The sequence below is a fragment of the Streptomyces sp. SGAir0957 genome, from assembly GCF_043523415.1.
The window spans coordinates 4,692,243-4,708,508 of the sequence record NZ_CP027293.1; the positions used below are offsets into that span (position 1 = coordinate 4,692,243).

Sequence of the window (16,266 nt, forward strand, 5' to 3'; positions counted from 1 at the left end):
TTCAAACGCGCCGACGGCTGCGTGCCGCCGCGAGGGCGAGGGCGCCGAGTCCGCACAGGGAGACGGCGAGGCCGCCGTAGAGCCACAGGCGGGGGTGGTCGGAGCCGGTGGCGGCGAGCGCACCGCCGGGGGAGGCGGAGGGTGCGGGCCGCGCCTGCTGCCGTCCGGGCGCGGGGGAGGAGGGCCCGGACGAGGACGGGTGTGGGGACGGGGACGGGGACGAGGGCGAGGGCGCGGATGAGGTCGGCCGGGCCGACGGGCGGCCCGGGTCCGACCCCGGCGCCCCCGGCGCCTTGCGCACCACGGGCGTCGCCCCGCAGTTCGGGTCGGTCGAGCCGTTCTCACAGTTGGTGCGCGGGGTGTCGGCGGTGACGTTGTTGGTCAGTTTGCCGTCGCCGTCGAGCGGGTCGTGCAGCGTGACGCTGTATGTGATCTTCGCGGTCCTGCCGGCGGGCACGTCCCCGCGCCAGCTCAGCTTCGGTGCGGCGTAGGTGACGCGGCCCAGGGACGCTTTCGCGTCGCCGTCGTAGGAGGCGTCGTCCAGGACGTCGGTGAGGTCGTCGCTGAGTTTGGCGCCCGGGTAGTCGACCTCGCCGATGTTCTTGGCGGTGATCGTGTAGGTGACCTTGCCGCCGGGGGAGACCTTCTGCGGCGCGGCGGTCTTCTTGACCTCCAGGTCGGGGACCGGCACGGAGAAGGCGAGCGCGGAGGGCACGTAGGTGTCGCCCTTGGTGCGGAAGGTCAGCTCCGCGGAGGTGGCGCCCGGCGGCAGTGCGGCGGACGGGATGACGGCTTCCTTGGCGTCGATGCTGAAGTTGTTGCGGTCGCCGGGGTCGAGGGCGCCTTCGGCGCGGCTGTCGAAGAAGTTGGCCCGGCCGCCGCCGTCCGGGTCGGCGATCTGCCGGCCGTTGACGAGGAACTGGTCCCCGGCCACGTTCGCGTCACCCTCGTACGCGGTGACGCCGGCGCGGACGTCGCCGCCGCCCGCCCGGTAGAAGTCGTCGATGGTGATGGTGGTGTCCGGGTCCTTGGACTGCTGGACGACGTGGCCGCCGTAGACGTAGACGTTGCGGCGGGTGGGCGCGTGCTCGGCGTTCGGGGAGTCGTACTTGTAGACGACGGTCAGGGACCAGCCGCCGACGCAGCCCTTGCCCGTGGGCGCCCATACGTCGCCGACCGCGACGGGGATCTCCGTGCCGGTGGCGGCGCCCGTGAACAGGGACGTCACGTCGGACTCGGCCGTGTAGTAGTGCGGCCCGCCGACCGCGGCCGGGGTGCGTACCGCGTCGCGTACGGCGACCCGGGTCTCGGCGCCGCCGTCGACCCGCACCACGGGCCGCTGGGTGAGCGGGTTCCCGGCCGGGGAGGTGGCGGGGCCCGCGGTGTCGCAGCGCCGGATCTGGTTGCGGCCGAGCTTGTACGTGCCATCGTTGCCGCCCCAGAAGAGGCGGGCGTAGGCGACTGTGGCGCCGGGCGGGACGGTCACCTTGCCGGTGGAGGAGTTGCGGACGGCGGTGCCGAGTCCGGCCCGGTCGGTGTACTCCATGGCGAACTGGTTGTTGTTCTCGGCGGACCGCCCGGCCTGCGCGTTCGCACAGCGCTGGGCGGCTTTGGCGGGCCCGGAGGGGCACTGCATCACGGTGTTGCCGAGCGTCAGGAAGTCACCGTAGAGGGCTTCCTCGTAGCGCTTGGCGAAGGGGTCCACGACGACGGCGGACGCGGGGGCGGCGGCGGTGATCAGCGTCGCCGCCGCCACGGTCGCCGCCACGGTCGCCGTCGCGGTGAGCGCCGCCATGCCCCGGGAACCGCCCTGGGAAAGTCTGAGCCACATAAGTGGGCAATTTAGACAGAAAGCATGATTAACCCACGTCTATGCCACGCGACGCTCCGCATACTCACCGATCTCGGCCATCGGGGGCCGCTCCACGGTGTCCACCGCGTACGTCCGTGGCACGAAGCCGCGCTCGCCCCGCTCGAACTGGGTCAGCTCCGGCCGTACCAGCTGGCCGCGCGCGAGCCGCAGCTGGGCCGTGCGGTAGATGGCCGCCGCCATCCGGCCGAGCGCGAGCCCGTCCTGGTGGCGGTGGCGGCGCACGCCCACGTCGACCTGGGCGAGCGCGTCCAGGCCCACGGTGTGCAGCGCGTCGACGAGCAGGCCCAGCTCGACGCCGTAGCCGACCGGGAACGGCAGGCGTTCGAGGAGCGTCCTGCGGGCCGCGTACTCGCCGCCGAGGGGCTGGACGAATCCGGCGAGGCGCGGCCAGTGCAGGTTGAGGATCGGGCGGGCCATCAGCTCCGTGACCCGGCCGCCCTGCCCTGCCGTCCTGCCGGAGGCGGGCGAATCGAACTCAGTACCCAGCGGGCGGTCGTACATCGCCTTGACGAAGCTGACGCCCGGGTCGGTGAGGAGCGGGCCGACGATCCCGGAGACGAAGTCCGCCGAGAACTCCTTCAGGTCCGCGTCGACGAAGCAGACGATGTCGCCGCTGGTGACGTACAGGGAGCGCCACAGCACCTCGCCCTTGCCGGGCGCGGCCGGGATGCGCGGCAGGATCGTGTCCCGGTGCACGACGCGCGCCCCGGCCGCCGCCGCGACCTCTGCGGTGCGGTCGGTGGAGCCGGAGTCCAGGACCACCAGTTCGTCGACGAGCGGCACCGCCGCCGTCATCAGCTCGCGCCGGATCACGGTGACGATCTCGCCGACCGTCGCCTCCTCGTCGAGCGCGGGCAGCACCACGCTCACCGTCTGGCCGGACGCGCGCTTCGCCGCGGTCAACTGGTGCAGCGGGCGGTCGGCCACCGACCAGGAGCGCTGCTCAAGCCAGCGTTCGACTTCTTCCAGCACGGTCTGTGGCTCCTTCGGGGGCGGGTGCACGGGCGGGTCCGGGGGCGGGGTGTGATCCATCTCGCGGTTCGGACGACTATCTCAAGGGTCCGGGCCTTCGGTTACAGTCTTGAACAAGGCCGGTGACCATCGCATGCCGGGGTCGCCGCCGACACAACTGCCACAAACAACCGAATACCGCTCATCCAGAGGGGCAGAGGGATACGGCCCGTTGAAGCCCCGGCAACCCTCCAGCCGGTCTCGTAGGACACCGCAACTGTCCACCGCGAGGCTCCCGGCTAGGGAAGGTGCCAAATCCGTCTCGCGGCGAGATGCGTCGCGAGGAAGATGAGGAGAAAGGGCCTCGCCTCTCATGGCTGTACAGACTGTCGCCACCGGAACCGCTCAGCAGACCGTTGATCTCGGTCCGGCTTCCGGGCTCTCCTGCCGCGAGTGCGGCACCACCTTCGAGCTCGGCCCGATCTTCGCGTGCGTCGAGTGTTTCGGGCCTCTGGAAGTCGCGTACGACCTGCCGGTCGGTAACCCCGAGGCGCTCCGCAAGCAGATCGAGGCGGGCCCGGCCAACGTGTGGCGCTACGCCCCGCTCCTTCCCGTCCCGGCCGACGTCGCCGAGAAGCCGAACCTGAACCCCGGCTGGACCGCGCTCGTCAAGGCCGACAACCTCGCCCGTGAACTCGGCGTCGAGCAGGGCAAGTTGTTCGTCAAGGACGACTCCGGCAACCCCACGCACTCCTTCAAGGACCGCGTCGTCGCCCAGGCCATCGAGGCCGCGCGCGCTTTCGGGTTCACGACGCTGTCCTGCTCCTCCACCGGCAACCTGGCCGGTGCCGTCGGCGCCGCCGCCGCCCGTGCCGGCTTCCGCTCCTGCGTGTTCATCCCGCACGACCTGGAGCAGGGCAAGGTCGTCATGGCCGGTGTCTACGGCGGTGACCTCGTCGCCATCGAGGGCAACTACGACGATGTGAACCGCTTCTGCTCCGAGCTGATCGGCGACCCGCTCGGCGAGGGTTGGGGCTTCGTCAACGTGAACCTGCGCCCGTACTACGGCGAGGGCTCCAAGACGCTGGCCTACGAGATCTGCGAGCAGCTCGGCTGGCGGCTGCCCGACCAGCTGGTCATCCCGATCGCCTCCGGATCGCAGTTCACGAAGATCGACAAGGGGCTCCAGGAGCTGATCAAGCTCGGCCTCGTCGAGGACAAGCCCTACAAGCTGTTCGGCGCCCAGGCCGAGGGCTGCTCGCCGGTCTCGGTCGCGTACAAGGGCGGCCACGACGTCGTCCGGCCGCAGAAGCCGAACACCATCGCCAAGTCCCTCGCCATCGGCAACCCGGCCGACGGTCCGTACGTGCTCGACATCGCGCGCCGCACGGGTGGTGCCGTGGAGGACGTGAACGACGAGCAGGTCGTCGACGCGATCAAGCTGCTCGCCCGGACCGAGGGGATCTTCGCGGAGACCGCCGGTGGGGTGACGGTCGGTGTCACCAAGAAGCTCATCGAGGCCGGGCTGATCGATCCGTCTCTGACGACCGTCGTGCTCAATACCGGTGACGGGCTCAAGACGCTTGACGCTGTCGCCGAGACTTCGCAGGCCACGGCGACCATCAAGCCGTCCCTCGACGCGTTCCGGGCCGCCGGGCTCGCCGCCGAGTAGGTTTCCCCGCCCCGCCCCGCCCCGCCCCTTCCCGTAACCGGGGGCTCTGCCCCCCGGGCCCCCGCTAGTGCTGAGGTGAGTTGTGAGCGTCAACGTCCGCATTCCTACCATTCTGCGTACCTACACCGGTGGGCAGGCCGAGGTCGCCGCCGAAGGGGGCACGCTCGGTGAGGTCATCGCCGATCTCGAGAAGAACCACACCGGGATCGCCGCCCGCGTCCTCGACGACCAGGGCAAGCTGCGCCGCTTCGTCAACGTCTACGTGAACGACGACGACGTCCGCTTCGAGCAGGGTCTGGAGACCGCGACGCCGGACGGCGCCGGCGTGTCGATCATTCCGGCCGTCGCCGGCGGCTGATCTTCCCCTGATGCACGCTGAGTTACCCCTGTTGCCCCCTCCGCGAGAGAAGCGGAGGGGGCAATTCTGCATGGTTGAGCGCGGTACAGTTGGGGAACCTGGTTCGTTTCCCCGCGTGGTGCATGACGGGCGCATATGAGTTTCCGCTCGGGACGCGACAAGAAGCAGCCAAAGTGCCCAGCCCCTTCGAGCCTTTTATGGCATTTGCCTGGCCCGAGTTGCCCAGGGATCCGGTGAGTTGGCCCGGTTTCCCCGTTCGAGGGTGCCCAGATTTCACGTCCGATTGACCTGTTGCAGACGGCAGTTGGGCAGATACATTCAGCCGCGGTCGACGCGTTCCGGCGCACACCCCTACCCATTGGGGAGGGTGAGGTCTGACCCGGATCCGCGAAGTGCGGATCTGTGCAAGGGCCAGTAATAGGGGAGTTAGGCATGGCTCAGGGCACCGTCAAGTGGTTCAACGCGGAGAAGGGGTACGGCTTCATCGCGGTCGACGGTGGTGCGGATGTATTCGTCCACTACAGCGCGATTCAGATGGACGGCTACCGCACCCTCGAAGAGGGTCAGCGAGTGGAATTCGAGATCTCGCAGGGCCAGAAGGGGCCGCAGGCAGACATGGTCCGCCTTGCCGCCGCCGGCTGAAGCGCGTCGCGACTGACAGGCTTCGTACGAGACGAAGGGTCCGCGTCCCCCGAGGGGGCGCGGGCCCTTCGTCGTACCAGGGCCTGTCGTCACACTCCCTTCGTCGCCCGGACCGTGCTTCGCGCTGCGCGCGCCCCCGCCGGATGTGTGGTAGCCGCTTGCACTCGCATGGGTCGAGTGCTAATCATTGGGCTTAGCACTCTCCGAGTGAGAGTGACAGAACTTGGATCGGGTCGGTGAGGTCCGGGGGCCGGTGGGGCAAGGAACCACAAGGCTCAGGGGCCGTCCGTCGCGGGCACCAGCACGGTCCGTTTGCTTGCTTTTCCACCCCGTCCGGGAGGACCACTTCACATGGCCAAGATCATCGCGTTCGACGAGGAGGCACGGCGCGGCCTCGAGCGCGGCATGAACCAGCTCGCCGACGCCGTCAAGGTGACCCTGGGCCCCAAGGGTCGCAACGTCGTCCTCGAGAAGAAGTGGGGCGCCCCCACGATCACCAACGATGGTGTGTCCATCGCCAAGGAGATCGAGCTCGAGGACCCGTACGAGAAGATCGGCGCCGAGCTGGTCAAGGAGGTCGCGAAGAAGACGGACGACGTCGCCGGTGACGGCACGACGACCGCGACCGTCCTGGCCCAGGCCCTGGTGCGCGAGGGTCTGCGCAACGTGGCCGCGGGTGCCAACCCGATGGCCCTCAAGCGTGGCATCGAGAAGGCCGTCGAGGCCGTCTCCGCCGCTCTCCTCGAGCAGGCCAAGGACGTGGAGACCAAGGAGCAGATCGCTTCGACGGCCTCCATCTCCGCCGCCGACACCCAGATCGGCGAGCTCATCGCCGAGGCCATGGACAAGGTCGGCAAGGAAGGCGTCATCACCGTCGAGGAGTCCCAGACCTTCGGTCTGGAGCTGGAGCTCACCGAGGGTATGCGCTTCGACAAGGGCTACATCTCGGCGTACTTCGCCACCGACATGGAGCGGATGGAGGCGTCGCTCGACGACCCGTACATCCTCATCGTCAACTCCAAGATCGGCAACGTGAAGGACCTGCTGCCGCTCCTGGAGAAGGTCATGCAGTCGGGCAAGCCGCTGCTGATCATCGCCGAGGACGTCGAGGGCGAGGCCCTGTCGACCCTGGTCGTCAACAAGATCCGTGGCACCTTCAAGTCCGTCGCCGTCAAGGCCCCGGGCTTCGGTGACCGCCGCAAGGCCATGCTCGGCGACATCGCCATCCTCACCGGTGGCACCGTCATCTCCGAGGAGGTCGGCCTCAAGCTGGAGAACGCCGGTCTCGACCTGCTCGGCCGCGCCCGCAAGGTCGTCATCACCAAGGACGAGACGACGATCGTCGACGGCGCCGGTGACACCGACCAGGTCCAGGGTCGCGTCAACCAGATCCGTGCCGAGATCGAGAACAGCGACTCGGACTACGACCGCGAGAAGCTCCAGGAGCGTCTGGCGAAGCTGGCCGGCGGCGTGGCCGTCATCAAGGCCGGTGCCGCCACCGAGGTCGAGCTCAAGGAGCGCAAGCACCGCATCGAGGACGCCGTTCGCAACGCGAAGGCGGCCGTCGAGGAGGGCATCGTCGCCGGTGGTGGCGTGGCCCTGCTCCAGGCCTCCGCGGTCTTCGAGAAGCTGGAGCTCGACGGTGACGAGGCGACCGGCGCCAACGCCGTGAAGCTCGCCCTGGAGGCCCCGCTCAAGCAGATCGCCGTCAACGGTGGCCTTGAGGGTGGCGTCGTCGTGGAGAAGGTGCGCAACCTGGCCGTCGGCCACGGTCTGAACGCCGCCACGGGTGAGTACGTCGACATGATCGCCGAGGGCATCCTCGACCCGGCCAAGGTGACGCGCTCCGCGCTGCAGAACGCCGCGTCGATCGCCGCGCTGTTCCTCACCACCGAGGCCGTCATCGCCGACAAGCCGGAGAAGGCCGCTGCCGGCGGCGCTCCGGGCGGCATGCCGGGCGGTGACATGGACTTCTGATCCGGTTCGTTCCGGTTCAGCTGGTCTGTTCGTCCCGAGGGCGGCACTTCCTCTTCAGGAGGGGGTGCCGCCCTCGGGCGTTGCCGGGTTAAAGTCCCCGGGCGCATGACGGGCATATGACAGACACGGGGGGACGCTATGGGAGACGCGGGCGGCAGATCCGAGGACGCCTTTGCCTGGGGGCAGGTGGTGGCGGCGCTGGGCGTCGTCGGAGCGCTGGGCCTCGGCCTCTGGGCGACGGAGCTGCGCTCCGGGGACACGGCCTCGGGGCAGAGCGAACCGAAACCGGCCACCTGCTCGGACGGTGACGAGGACGGCGGCAGGAAGAACAAGGCGGCGGGGCGGGTCACCGGCGCCGAACTGTGCGCGGCCCTCAACCGCAAGGACCTCGCCACCCTGCTCGGCACGCCCGCCGAGATCCCGAAGAACGCGTCGGGCGGCGACAGCGAGGTCACGATGGCGGGCGGCCGCAAGATCCCGACGCCGTCGGCGCGGGTCGAGTTCGACACGTACACCGTGGACCTCGAAGGCACCTACGACGACCATCCGGTCGCCCTCACGGCGAGCCTCTTCGACGACCCGGTGGAGAACCGGCGCTTCCACGGCCACCGCGCGGTCCTCTACTCGGACCGCACCATCAGCCTCCAGTTCCGGCTGGACGGGAGCGATTCGAGCAGCGGTCCCGGCGTTCCGGCCCGTGTCCTGTCCGTGGCGCAGGACACCGGGGACAAGGGCGGCTCCTTCGAGCTGACGGTGTGGCGCGAGGACGGCGCGGTGCCGGACGACGCCGTGCTGTTCGACGTCGCCGAGCGGGTGCTCCCGGCGATCCCCGGGTGGGATTCCTGAAAATCCTCGGACACGTGTCAACCGGCGTCCGGCCGCCAGGTCTATAGAGCACGACAGCACGGTCGGGAACCACAGGGAGCACGGCGTTGACCGCAGAGGAGTTCGAGGAGTTCTACGCCCATGCGGTCGGGCGGCTCACCGGGCAGCTGTACGTCATGCTCGGCGACGCCCAGGAGGCGCAGGACGTCGTGCAGGAGGCGTTCGTGAAGGCGTGGAGCCGGCGCGGGCGCCTCGACCGGGAGGCCGCGCCCGAGGCGTGGATCCGGACCGTGGCCTGGCGGCTCGCGATACGCCGCTTCAAGAAGCTGCGCCGCAGCGAGCAGGCCTGGCTGCGGCACGGCGCCGCGCCGGACGTGGGCGCGCCCGAGCCCGGCACCGTGGCCCTCGTCGAGGCGCTGAAGGAGCTTTCGGCGCAGCAGCGCAGGGTCGTCGCCCTGCACTACATCTGCGATCTCTCCGTGGAGCAGATAGCGGGCGAGACCGGCCTGTCGACCGGCACCGTGAAGACCCATCTGTCCCGGGGCAGGACCGCCCTGGCCGCCCGTCTGCAGGACCCGTGCGCGCAGGAGGCACACCGTGACTGAGCACCGCGACGAGCCCGGCCTCGCCGAGGCGCTCAAGGAACTGGCCGCGTCCGGCGGGCGCGGGGCCGTGCCCCCGGCGCCGGGCGCGGTGATCCGGGCCCGCGGCGACCGGCTGCGGCGGCGCCGCCTCGCCGTCGCGGCGACCGCGGCCGTGGTGCTGTGCGCCGGGGCGGGCGGCGGCGTCGCCGCGAATCTCCTCGCGGACGGGCCCGGTACGGTGCGGCCCGCGCGGACGGGGGTGCCGCGGCCCGCGCCGTCGTCGGGCCCGCCGTCGACGCCACCGGCGCCACCGGCGACGACGCTGCCGCCGGACACGTCACCGTCCTCGTCCTCGTCCTCGTCCTCCTCCGCGTCCTCGTCCTCGACTTCGACCGAGAACGCGACCGCGGCATCGACCGAGACCGGGACCGAGACCGGGACCGCGACCTCGTCCCCGACCGGGACCGCGACCTCGTACTCCTCCGACTCCTCCTCCGACTCCTCCGACTCCTCCGACTCCTCCGACTCCTCGGGCTTATCCGGCTTCTCGGCGCCCCCCACCTCGGATCCGCAGCGGACGTCTCCGCCGGATTCCGCGCCGCCCAGCCGTCCCTGAGGCATCCCCCCACACCCACGCACGACCCGAACGGAGCTCCCGTATGCCCGCGGCCCTTCTGGAAGCGCCGTCTATACCCGGCACGGCCGCCGTACCGCGGCGGCGGCCGAGACGCCTGCGGCCGAGTCCGCGCGATCTGACGGTGCTGCGGATCTATCTGCTCACCCGGCTCGGACTGCTCGTCACCGCGTACTGCGTGACCCGGCTCTTCCCCGCCTCCGCGGACGCCAAGGAGGCCAGGCCACTGTTCTCGGCGTTTCAGCAGTGGGACTGGGCGCACTACCGGTCCATAGCGGAGTTCGGCTACTTCCACAGCAAGGACAACTCCGAGGCGTTCTTCCCCGGCTTCCCGCTCGTGCTGCGCGCCGTCCACGGGGTGGTGCCCGACTGGACGGCCGCCGGGCTGCTGATCTCGCTCGTGTCGGGCGGCGTCGCCGTCCTCGCCCTGGCCCGCATAGCCGGTGACGTGGTCGGCAGCCGGGCCGTGCTGCTCCTGCTGCTCTCGCCCTGCGCCGTGTTCCTGGCGGCCGGGTACACCGAGTCGCTGTTCCTCGCGTTCGCCCTGCCCGCGTGGCTCGCGGCGCGGCGCGAACAGTGGGCTCTGGCGGCACTGCTGACCGCCGCCGCGTCGGCCGTGCGGGTCAGCGGGCTCTTCCTCGCGGCGGCGCTGCTCGTGCAGTTCCTCGTGGCGCACGGTCCCGGGCGGCGGTGGCGGCGGCTGCCCTGGCTGGCGCTGCCCGCCGTGCCCGTGCTCGCGTACACCGTCTACCTGCACGCGAAGACCGGTGACTGGATGGCGTGGAAGCACGCGGAGGAGCGCGGCTGGTACCGCACGTTCCACGCGCCGTGGCAGGCGTGGTCGCACACCTGGGACGCGGCCTTCGACGGCGGCTACGCCACCGGGTACGCCGTCATGTGCCAGGCCGAACTTCTCGGGATGCTGCTCGGGCTCGCCCTGTTCGGCTGGCTGCTGCGGCGTCGCCGCTGGGCGGAGGCGACGTACATCGCGCTGAGCCTGTGGGCGCTCGGCACGTCCTACTGGTACACGTCGATCCCGCGCGCGACGCTCCTGTGGTGGCCGCTGTGGGCGGGCCTCGCCGCCTGGACGGTGCGCAGCCAGCGGGCCGCGTACGTCTGCCTGTGCGTGCTCGCGCCGATGTCGACGCTGTACGCGGTGACGTTCCTGTCGGGCCGCTGGGCCGGGTAGCGACCGCCGTGCTAACGGAGTGGTGTCTCCTGGTAGCTCTGCCAGGCGTCCCGGCCCGCCTGGGCCGCGCTCTGTGCCTGGTGGAAGGCGCGCGACGCCATCTCGGTGGGCGGCACCTCCCAGCCGCCGGTCCAGGTGCGGCCTGCCCGCACCACTTCGTACGCGAGGACGCCGACGCCGACCGCCGAGACGAGCAGCCCGGCGCCCCACAGCGCGGTGCCGGTGACGAGCCGCCGCTGGTTCGGCCGGAACTCCGTCCAGGAAATCTTCGAAAACGTGCTGTCAGCCATGGGGCCAGGATGCGGGAGCGGTGGCGGGGGCGCATGTGGAGCGGGAGCGGCCCGGTCAGACCCGTGTCTCCTCGCGGCCGTGGGCCATGGCCCTGCGGATCTGCGCCGCGTGCCCGTGGACGGTCGCGGGAGCGAGGGTGGTGAGCTGCCTCGGCGCGGGCTGCGCGCCCCGGCACAGGGAGCAGGTACCGCCCACCAGGACCTCGGGGTGGCCGGGTGTGCCGCACTTGGCGCACTCGATGACGCGCAGGATCGGGCGGGTCGACACGGGTGCCGGGGGCGGCAGCTTGTCGACGAGGCGCCGGTGCAGCAGGGCGGCCGGGCTGTGGACCCGTGCGGGGAGCCCGGCGGTCAGGGCGTGCAGCATGTCGTCCTCGCTCGCGCCGCGCGTGAACCACCGCTCCGCCTCCGGCGCGAGCCGCGCGCACTCGGCCGCCGAGAGCGCCAGGGAGGGGGAGCGCCGCCCCAGCGCCGCGAGCAGCAGGAACGCGCGGGTCCGCGTCGGGCGTTGCGTTGGTTCGGTCTTCTCGGGCGTCTCCTCCGGTACGTCGCCCATCGCGTACGCCGTCCACCAGGCGTCGCCCCTCGCGGTCCGGGAGAACCAGGTCCGCGTCACCCAGCGCGCGCTGCCCGACCCGTGCACGTGTTCGCGGCCCCGCCGCAGATGCCCGGCGCGTTGCAGGTTGTTGAGCGCCGTGCGCATCGCCGCCTGGCCGTACGGGAGGCAGCGCGAAAGGAGTTTCACCGACATCTCCGAGCCGTCGGGCAGCCGGTCGATGAACCCGGCGATGTGCGCTTCCCGCTCGGGAAGGTGCGTGAAGTCATGCCCTGTGCGCGGGTGTTGGTCGGGCGCGGAACGTTTTCCGTAGCCCGGGTTCGCCATGGGGTGCGATGAGGTGGAGGCGGCACTAAAGTTGGCGTCAGCCATGAGATCTCCCTGTTAGATCTTCAATGGTTAGTGCCCCCGCGTGTGTTGGTAGCACCGCGGGGGTTCGTTCGTTAATCGGTGACGTTAGGGCCTCGTCACCCAGCGTGGCAAGCCGGTGCCGGAACGTGTCCGATGCACCCAACGCGCAGGGAGGGAGGGTGGGTTGAGACCCACCCCCCAATCCTTACAAGCAGCGCTCGGGCCTCGGGGCTTGAGCCCCGGGTCACCCCCGCCGCAGGTCGGCGACGAACGCGGACCAGGCCTCCGCCCGGAGCACGAGCCTCGGGCCGGCGGGGTTCTTGGAGTCGCGGACCGGGACGAGTCCGGGGAGGTTGGTGGCGACTTCGAGGCAGTTGCTGCCCTCGCCGCCGCTGTACGTGGACTTGTGCCACGTGGCTGACGTCAGGTCAAGCTCGGGGCTCGTGATCTTCATGCTCGTAATCCTCTGCCACTGAGGCGATCAGGGCCAGGGACTGGTTCGGGGTGAGCGCGTTGGCCCTAAGCAGATCGTAGGAGTGCTGGTGGCGGGCGACCGTGGCTGGGTCGTCCAACAAGCGCCCGGTGGTGGGGGCTTCGATGAAGGACAGCGGGGGCGCGTCGTCGAAGTGCATGAGCTTGAGCGCGCCGTGCAGCGAGGCGTGGGCGCACGCCGCGAATGGGAGGACCTGCACGACCACTCGTCGTTGTCCGATCAGCTCGGCGATGTGGCGCAGGTTCGCGGCGAGCACCGCGGAGCCGCCGACCGGCCGTCGTAGCGCGGCCTCGTCCAGGACGGCCCACAACAACGGGTCTGTTGGGTTGTCGAGAAGGCGGGCGCGCTCCATTCGGGCGCTGAGGAGCTGGTCGATCGCCTCGTCCGGCGCGGTGGGCTGGTAGGCCAGAAACACCGCGCGGGCGTACTCCGGTGTCTGGAGCAGGCCGGGGATGAGCATGCCCCCGTACTCCATGATCGAGGTCGCCAGGGCCTCCGCCTCGGCCGCCTCCGCGAACTGTTCGGGGTGTTTGGACGCGTTCGCCTTGACGCAATGCCGTACGAAAAACGTGCCCATGCCCAGCGCCTCGTCCAAGCGGAGCGCCATGTCCGGCAACACGCGGCGCGTACCCGCCTCCATCTGGCCGATGTACGAGCCGCTGACGAACAGCCGCTCGCCCAGGGCCTGTTGAGTCAGGCCCGTTCTCTCGCGGGCGTGGCGGAGCTCCTCACCGATCATGACGCGGCGCGCGGCGGGGTCGAGGTCCTTCGGTCCGGTCATCTGCATCAGCTCCGGTGCAGCAGGTGCGGCTGTTGGGGGGTGCCCTCTGTTCACCGTAGGCCCGTAGCCGTCACGCTGTGTGGCGAAAGCGCAACTTGCTGTGAAGGGGTGGAGCATGGTGGTGCGGGATACGGAGCGTCTGCGGGTGGTCGAGGACGCGATCGAGCAATTGCGGGCCGAGCTCGGCGTGTTGGGGGTGCTGCTGCCGTCCCTGCGCGTGGACGCCGTGTCGGCGGCCGGGGAGACCGCGTATCCGCTGGTGAACCTCGGGTGCGTCAACCTGGACACGACGTTGCGGATGGTCGCGGTGCTGCACGAGAGGAACCGGCGATGAGCCTCGGCCCGTACGTGATCGACACCCGCGACGGCCGCGTCGGGCAGGTGATGGCGCGTGAGGGCGGTTTCCTGCAGCTGCGGCCACCGGGCGGCGGGGCGGAGTGGGACTGCCCGCCGGAGGCGGTGGCGCCCGCGCCCGTGCTCGACGAGCTGCGGGCGCGGGTCCGGGTGGTCAATCAGGAGGGACGACTGCCCTGAGCGGGCAGGGAAGTGGTCCGGGTCAGACCTTGGCCGGTGCGGGCGTCGCCGGAGCGGGCGCGCCGGGCTCGGACTCGGCGCGGGCGGCCGGGGACTCGCCCGCGTCCACGTCCTGGTTCAGCTCGGCGAGCATCTGCTTGCTGAAGCCGAAGAAGTACGTGGCCAGGAAGCCGACCGCGTAGCCGATGAGGAGGCCGCCGCCGTAGATCAGGCACGTCGTGCCGAGCCCGTGGTTGCCCTTGAGGAGGGGGAACAGGGCCCAGCCGGACGGGCCGATCGCCGTCGAACCGACCTTCGTCCCCAGCATCGAGAAGAGACCGACGAACGCGCCGCCCGCCGCACCGCCGACACACGCCGTGATGAAAGGACGGCCCAGGGGGAGCGAGACACCGTAGATGAGCGGCTCGCCGACGCCCAGGAACCCGGCGGGCAGCGCCGACTTGATCGTCGTACGGATCGACTTGTTGTGCTTGAGACGCTTGAACACGGCGATCGCGCAGCCGACCTGACCCGCGCCCGCCATCGCCAGGATGGGGAGGAGGACCGTGTAACCCTGCTGCTCGATCAGGGTCGTGTGGATCGGGATGAGCGCCTGGTGCAGGCCCAGCATGACCAGCGGGAGGAACAGGCCGCCCAGGACCAGGCCCGCGAACGCGCCCGTGTTGTCCAGGAGCCAGTTCGCCGCCGTACCGATCCCGGTGGACACCTCACCGGCGACATACATCAGACCGAAGATCGTGACCAGGCCCGAGACCAGGACCGTCAAAGTCGGCGTGACCAGGACGTCCACCGCCTCCGGGACCCACCGGCGGCACCACTTCTCCACGTACACCGCGAGGACCGCCGCGCCCAGCGCGCCGAGCACACCGCCCTGGCCCGGGGAGAGCTTCTGGCCGAACGCCGAGACGTTCGCAACCCCCGCGTACACGATGATCGCCGCGACCGCGCCGCCGAGGATCGGCGTACCTCCGAACTCCTTCGCCGTGTTGTAGCCGACGAACACCGCGATCAGCGCCATGAAACCGGAGGCGATCGCGGCCAGGGCGGGGGTGACGCCGGGCAGCCACTCCAGGTTGATCAGCAGGCCGTTGATGCCCGCGATGATGCCGCAGCCGATCAGCGCCGGGATCAGCGGCACGAAGATGTTCGCGATCCGGCGCAGGAACAGCTTGAAGGGCGTGGCGTTCTTCGCCTTGCGGGCCGCCCTCAGCTCGGCGCCCTGGGCCGCCAGTTCGTCGGCGGTGGTGCTGTGCGCGGGCGCGGCGGCGGTCGAGAGGGCGGGGGCCTGCGCCCTCTCCTCCTCCACCAGCGCCTCGAACTCCGGCGTCACCCGGGCGACCTTCCCCGGGCCGAGGACGATCTGGTACGTCTCGTCCTCGACCACGCCCATGACATCGGGCAGCGCCTTCAGCGCCTCGTCCTGGACGAGCGAACGGTCTGCCAGACCCAGCCGGAGCCGGGTCATGCAGTGGACGACGGAGGTGACGTTCGCGGCGCCGCCCACGAGGGGGAGGATCGAGGCCGCCACGTCGCGGTTCTTGTTCTCAGCCATGGTGCGTGCTGCCTTGCTGTGCGGGTGGTGCGGATGGAGGGTGCTTCGGTTCAGGGGGTCGCGGTGGTCGCCGCGGCGAGCGCCGCGCGCAGGTGGCCGTTGGACTCGGCCAGGAGCCGGGCCGCCGTCTGTCCGTCGACCTCGCCGAGCACGACGAGGATCGCGTTCTTCACCTCCCCGTCCGTCGCGGCGAGCGCGGCCTCGATGACGGCGTCGTCGGCGCCCGTGGCCAGGGAGACGATGCGGCGGGAACGGGCCCGCAGCTTCTCGTTCGACGCGCGTACGTCGACCATCAGGTTTCCGTACGTCTTGCCGAGCCGGATCATGGTGATCGTCGACAGCATGTTCAGGACCAGCTTCTGCGCGGTGCCCGCCTTCAGGCGGGTCGAGCCGGTCAGCAGCTCCGGGCCGACCACGACCTCGATGCCGTGGTCCGCGGCGGCTGCGAGGGCGCTGTCCGCGTTGCAGGACAGGCCGATGGTCAGGGCGCCCACGCTGGTGCGGGCGTGCTCCACCGCGCCGATCGCGTACGGGGTGCGGCCCGAGGCCGAGACGCCTACGACCACGTCGTTCCCGGTGAGGTTCAGCTCGGCCAGGTCCTCCGCGGCCAGCTCCTTGGAGTCCTCGGCGCCTTCCACTGCCGTGACCATCGCGGAAGGGCCGCCCGCGATCAGGCCGATGACCTCCGTCGGGTCCGTGTTGAAAGTGGGCGGGCACTCCGAGGCGTCCAGGACCCCGAGGCGGCCCGCCGTGCCGGCGCCGGCGTAGATCAGGCGGCCGCCCCGGGCCATCCGCTCCGCCGTGCCGTCGATCGCGGCGGCGATCTGGGGGAGCTGGGCCGCCACCGCGGTGGGGACGGTGGCGTCCTCACCGTTCATGATCTGGGCGATCTCCAGGGTGGAGCGCTGGTCGATCTCGGCGAGGTCCGGCCGGAAGGCCTCTGTGGTCAGGGTGGCGAGCTGGGCCTGGAGGGCGGTGTAGTCGGTGGTCGTCATCTCGGGCGG

Annotated in this window: 18 protein-coding genes and 1 riboswitch; of the genes, 10 read left to right on the top strand and 8 right to left on the bottom strand. The window is 70.7% G+C overall.

From position 1 onward, the window contains the following. Window position 1: 1 nt before the first annotated feature. Together C1N81_RS25920 and C1N81_RS25925 are read right to left on the bottom strand one after the other, a co-directional pair. Window positions 2–1,831 (bottom strand): DUF7927 domain-containing protein, encoded by a 1,830-nt coding sequence (locus C1N81_RS25920; protein WP_394432972.1) that lies wholly within the window; start codon window positions 1,829–1,831, stop codon window positions 2–4. A 39-nt stretch (window positions 1,832–1,870) separates the two neighbouring features. Beyond that, window positions 1,871–2,845: a glucosyl-3-phosphoglycerate synthase gene (locus tag C1N81_RS25925; RefSeq protein ID WP_394432974.1), complete on the bottom strand. Its 975-nt coding sequence runs from the start codon at window positions 2,843–2,845 to the stop codon at window positions 1,871–1,873. 178 nt (window positions 2,846–3,023) lie between these two features. Then, window positions 3,024–3,179: riboswitch (SAM riboswitch) on the top strand. Between the two features lie 18 nt (window positions 3,180–3,197). Here C1N81_RS25925 and thrC point away from each other — a divergent pair. From thrC to C1N81_RS25965, 8 genes are all read left to right on the top strand, one after another. Continuing rightward, on the top strand, window positions 3,198–4,496 hold the full coding sequence (gene thrC, locus C1N81_RS25930) for a threonine synthase (RefSeq protein ID WP_394432976.1): 1,299 nt from the start codon (window positions 3,198–3,200) through the stop codon (window positions 4,494–4,496). Between the two features lie 82 nt (window positions 4,497–4,578). After that, window positions 4,579–4,854: a MoaD/ThiS family protein gene (locus tag C1N81_RS25935; RefSeq protein ID WP_164323599.1), complete on the top strand. Its 276-nt coding sequence runs from the start codon at window positions 4,579–4,581 to the stop codon at window positions 4,852–4,854. A gap of 432 nt (window positions 4,855–5,286) precedes the next feature. Next, window positions 5,287–5,496: a cold-shock protein gene (locus C1N81_RS25940; protein WP_109445992.1), complete on the top strand. Its 210-nt coding sequence runs from the start codon at window positions 5,287–5,289 to the stop codon at window positions 5,494–5,496. 351 nt (window positions 5,497–5,847) lie between these two features. Then, window positions 5,848–7,473 (top strand): chaperonin GroEL, encoded by a 1,626-nt coding sequence (gene groL, locus C1N81_RS25945; RefSeq protein ID WP_394432978.1) that lies wholly within the window; start codon window positions 5,848–5,850, stop codon window positions 7,471–7,473. A 138-nt stretch (window positions 7,474–7,611) separates the two neighbouring features. Beyond that, window positions 7,612–8,319 (top strand): DUF6215 domain-containing protein, encoded by a 708-nt coding sequence (locus tag C1N81_RS25950; protein WP_394432980.1) that lies wholly within the window; start codon window positions 7,612–7,614, stop codon window positions 8,317–8,319. A gap of 86 nt (window positions 8,320–8,405) precedes the next feature. Continuing rightward, a complete protein-coding gene (locus tag C1N81_RS25955; protein WP_394432982.1) occupies window positions 8,406–8,903 on the top strand; it encodes a SigE family RNA polymerase sigma factor in 498 nt (165 codons plus the stop codon). After that, window positions 8,896–9,498 carry a hypothetical protein gene (locus C1N81_RS25960; protein WP_394432984.1) on the top strand — a complete coding sequence of 201 codons (603 nt, stop codon included), beginning with the start codon at window positions 8,896–8,898 and terminating at the stop codon, window positions 9,496–9,498. Before C1N81_RS25955 ends, C1N81_RS25960 begins: the two co-directional genes overlap by 8 nt. Before the next feature lie 43 nt (window positions 9,499–9,541). Continuing rightward, the gene (locus C1N81_RS25965; protein WP_394432986.1) at window positions 9,542–10,705 is read left to right on the top strand and encodes a glycosyltransferase family protein; all 1,164 of its coding nucleotides are present in this window, start codon (window positions 9,542–9,544) and stop codon (window positions 10,703–10,705) included. A gap of 11 nt (window positions 10,706–10,716) precedes the next feature. Here C1N81_RS25965 and C1N81_RS25970 read toward each other — a convergent pair whose 3' ends face one another. From C1N81_RS25970 to C1N81_RS25985, 4 genes are all read right to left on the bottom strand, one after another. Beyond that, window positions 10,717–10,995, bottom strand: a complete 279-nt coding sequence (locus tag C1N81_RS25970) for a hypothetical protein (protein ID WP_394432988.1) — start codon at window positions 10,993–10,995, stop codon at window positions 10,717–10,719. A gap of 55 nt (window positions 10,996–11,050) precedes the next feature. Further along, window positions 11,051–11,923: a hypothetical protein gene (locus C1N81_RS25975; RefSeq protein ID WP_394432990.1), complete on the bottom strand. Its 873-nt coding sequence runs from the start codon at window positions 11,921–11,923 to the stop codon at window positions 11,051–11,053. Window positions 11,924–12,146: 223 nt separating this feature from the next. Then, window positions 12,147–12,356 (bottom strand): DUF397 domain-containing protein, encoded by a 210-nt coding sequence (locus C1N81_RS25980; RefSeq protein ID WP_394432992.1) that lies wholly within the window; start codon window positions 12,354–12,356, stop codon window positions 12,147–12,149. Beyond that, window positions 12,331–13,176, bottom strand: a complete 846-nt coding sequence (locus C1N81_RS25985) for a helix-turn-helix domain-containing protein (RefSeq protein ID WP_394432994.1) — start codon at window positions 13,174–13,176, stop codon at window positions 12,331–12,333. Before C1N81_RS25985 ends, C1N81_RS25980 begins: the two co-directional genes overlap by 26 nt. Window positions 13,177–13,291: 115 nt before the next feature. Between C1N81_RS25985 and C1N81_RS25990 the strand changes: the two genes are divergently transcribed. Continuing rightward, entirely contained in the window at window positions 13,292–13,510 is a 219-nt protein-coding gene (locus C1N81_RS25990; RefSeq protein WP_394432996.1) for a hypothetical protein, read from the top strand. Beyond that, window positions 13,507–13,710 (top strand): hypothetical protein, encoded by a 204-nt coding sequence (locus C1N81_RS25995; RefSeq protein WP_394432998.1) that lies wholly within the window; start codon window positions 13,507–13,509, stop codon window positions 13,708–13,710. Before C1N81_RS25990 ends, C1N81_RS25995 begins: the two co-directional genes overlap by 4 nt. A 22-nt stretch (window positions 13,711–13,732) precedes the next feature. On the opposite strand, the gene C1N81_RS26000 is transcribed toward C1N81_RS25995, so the two are convergent. Both C1N81_RS26000 and murQ read right to left on the bottom strand, forming a co-directional pair. After that, entirely contained in the window at window positions 13,733–15,262 is a 1,530-nt protein-coding gene (locus C1N81_RS26000; RefSeq protein ID WP_394433000.1) for a PTS transporter subunit EIIC, read from the bottom strand. A 50-nt stretch (window positions 15,263–15,312) separates the two neighbouring features. Next, a complete protein-coding gene (gene murQ / locus C1N81_RS26005; RefSeq protein ID WP_394433002.1) occupies window positions 15,313–16,257 on the bottom strand; it encodes an N-acetylmuramic acid 6-phosphate etherase in 945 nt (314 codons plus the stop codon). Between the last annotated feature and the right edge of the window lie 9 nt (window positions 16,258–16,266).

Bases quoted from the DNA above. Each gene is read 5' to 3' on its own strand.
- groL (WP_394432978.1), top strand. From the start codon at position 5,848: ATGGCCAAGATCATCGCGTTCGACGAGGAGGCACGGCGCGGCCTCGAG.
- C1N81_RS26000 (WP_394433000.1), bottom strand. From the start codon at position 15,262: ATGGCTGAGAACAAGAACCGCGACGTGGCGGCCTCGATCCTCCCCCTC.
- C1N81_RS25990 (WP_394432996.1), top strand. From the start codon at position 13,292: ATGGTGGTGCGGGATACGGAGCGTCTGCGGGTGGTCGAGGACGCGATC.
- C1N81_RS25965 (WP_394432986.1), top strand. From the start codon at position 9,542: ATGCCCGCGGCCCTTCTGGAAGCGCCGTCTATACCCGGCACGGCCGCC.
- C1N81_RS25995 (WP_394432998.1), top strand. From the start codon at position 13,507: ATGAGCCTCGGCCCGTACGTGATCGACACCCGCGACGGCCGCGTCGGG.
- C1N81_RS25975 (WP_394432990.1), bottom strand. From the start codon at position 11,923: ATGGCTGACGCCAACTTTAGTGCCGCCTCCACCTCATCGCACCCCATG.
- C1N81_RS25950 (WP_394432980.1), top strand. From the start codon at position 7,612: ATGGGAGACGCGGGCGGCAGATCCGAGGACGCCTTTGCCTGGGGGCAG.
- C1N81_RS25980 (WP_394432992.1), bottom strand. From the start codon at position 12,356: ATGAAGATCACGAGCCCCGAGCTTGACCTGACGTCAGCCACGTGGCAC.
- C1N81_RS25985 (WP_394432994.1), bottom strand. From the start codon at position 13,176: ATGACCGGACCGAAGGACCTCGACCCCGCCGCGCGCCGCGTCATGATC.
- murQ (WP_394433002.1), bottom strand. From the start codon at position 16,257: ATGACGACCACCGACTACACCGCCCTCCAGGCCCAGCTCGCCACCCTG.
- C1N81_RS25920 (WP_394432972.1), bottom strand. From the start codon at position 1,831: ATGTGGCTCAGACTTTCCCAGGGCGGTTCCCGGGGCATGGCGGCGCTC.
- thrC (WP_394432976.1), top strand. From the start codon at position 3,198: ATGGCTGTACAGACTGTCGCCACCGGAACCGCTCAGCAGACCGTTGAT.
- C1N81_RS25970 (WP_394432988.1), bottom strand. From the start codon at position 10,995: ATGGCTGACAGCACGTTTTCGAAGATTTCCTGGACGGAGTTCCGGCCG.
- C1N81_RS25940 (WP_109445992.1), top strand. From the start codon at position 5,287: ATGGCTCAGGGCACCGTCAAGTGGTTCAACGCGGAGAAGGGGTACGGC.